This is a genomic window from Pseudonocardia pini (assembly GCF_013870575.1).
GTDB classification, from domain to species: Bacteria; Actinomycetota; Actinomycetes; order Mycobacteriales; family Pseudonocardiaceae; genus Pseudonocardia; species Pseudonocardia pini.
In genome coordinates this window covers 1-1555 of the sequence record NZ_JACBXB010001030.1, presented here as the reverse complement: position 1 = coordinate 1555, position 1555 = coordinate 1, and the positions used below count along the sequence as shown (strand labels likewise).

Sequence of the window (1555 nt, the reverse complement as noted above, 5' to 3'; positions counted from 1 at the left end):
GGCGGTGCTCGGCGGCATCGGGAACATCCGGGGTGGTGCTGGGGCACTCGATGGGCGGACTGCACGCGCTGGTGCTCGCCGCGACCCGCCCGGACCTGGTGCGGGGCCTGGTCGTGGAGGACATGGCGGCCGACCTCACCGGGCTACCGGCCGCGACGATGGCGGACGCCACGGCCTGGTTCGACGCCGTGCCCCAGCCCTTCCCCGGGCTCGCCGCCGTGCGGGAGGCCTTCGGGCACCCGCGCCCGGAGTTCGGCGACTACATGGCCGAGTGCGTCGAGGAGCGGGCCGACGGCTTCCACCTGCTCACCCGCGTCCGGGACGCCACGGAGATCGCGGGCGAGTGGGTGCGCCGGGCCGCCTGGGCCGAGGTCGACGCGATCGGCTGCCCGACGCTGCTCGTCGAGGCCGCCGAGTCGGTCGCCCCGGCGGGCCAGATGGCGGAGATGGCGGCGCGGATCCCGGGTGCCCGCCATGTCCTGCTGCCCGGGACCGGACATCTCGTGCACGCGGACGAAGCGACATTCCTCGACGCGGTCATACCGTTTCTGGAGGACATCGTCGCTGACCCTCCGCATTCGTCCGAATGTCGACCGTAGCCCTTTCTCGCCGATCCTGATCTCTACGGCACAACCGATCTTCGCGCTGGTTGCGGCGACTCCGGTGCTGTGCCACGCTCGAATCATTCCATTCGCGGGCCGTCGGGAATGGGGTGGTTTCCGAGGCCCGTACGAAGGTCGAGATTCGCGCGCCATCGGTCCCCGTCGAGACCGCCCGCGGGACACCCGTGGGGACGCGCGCCGAGGTGTGCGATGTACCAGGGACAGGAGTCCGTCCCGGCGGGGGAGCCCATACCGGTCACGGAGTCGGAGAGCCGGATCGACCGACTGGTCGCGCCGGCGCAGGCGGGGGACGCGGACGCGCTCGAGGAGCTGTTGGAGCTCGTGCGCCCGCTGGTGGTGCGCTACTGCGAGACCCGGTTGCGCGGGTCGCCGGTGTCGGCCGAGGACGTCACGCAGGACGTGTGCCTCGCGCTCCTCCGGTCGCTGCCCGCGTACCGGGACCGGGGGCGGCCGTTCCTGGCGTTCGTGCGCACGGTGGCGAGCCACCGGATCGCCAGCGCCTGCACGTCCGCGACCCGCACCCACGAGTACGCGGTCGCGGACCCGCCGCAGGGCCTCTCCTGCTGCGACCCCTGTGACGAGCCCGAACAGCACCTCCTGGAGCTCGCGACCAGCGACGAGGTCGCCGCGCTGCTCGCCAGGCTGCCCGCCCGTCCGCGGGACATCCTGGTCCTGCGGATCGCCTGGGGGCTGTCCGCGCGGGAGACCGCGGAGCTGCTCCACCTCAAACCCGAGACCGTGCGTCTGGTCCAGCATCGCGCCCTGAACTCGTTGCGCCGCATGCTCGCCGGACGTCGCGAGCCGAGCTGAACCGGCAGCGCCGTGGCCGATCCGCCGGTCGACCTCGCCGCCGTCCTCGCGGACGACGCGCTGCTCGACGCCCTCGGCCGCGACCGGCTGGGCTCCGCCGAGATCCGGGCCCGGTTCGGCGG

Annotated in this window: 2 protein-coding genes; both read left to right on the top strand. The window is 73.4% G+C overall.

Features of this window, described 5'->3' with window-relative positions; genetic code table 11:
• Positions 1-599, top strand: a 599-nt coding sequence (locus H5J29_RS32170) for an alpha/beta fold hydrolase (RefSeq protein ID WP_181784682.1), incomplete at its 5' end; no start/stop codon positions are given.
• A gap of 213 nt (positions 600-812) precedes the next feature.
• Complete coding sequence (locus H5J29_RS32165) at positions 813-1433, top strand: sigma-70 family RNA polymerase sigma factor (protein WP_181784681.1); 621 nt, start codon at positions 813-815, stop codon at positions 1431-1433.
• The last annotated feature ends 122 nt before the right edge of the window (positions 1434-1555 follow it).

Excerpts from the sequence above, each read along its gene's own strand:
- H5J29_RS32165 (WP_181784681.1), top strand. The coding sequence starts at position 813 with ATGTACCAGGGACAGGAGTCCGTCCCGGCGGGGGAGCCCATACCGGTC.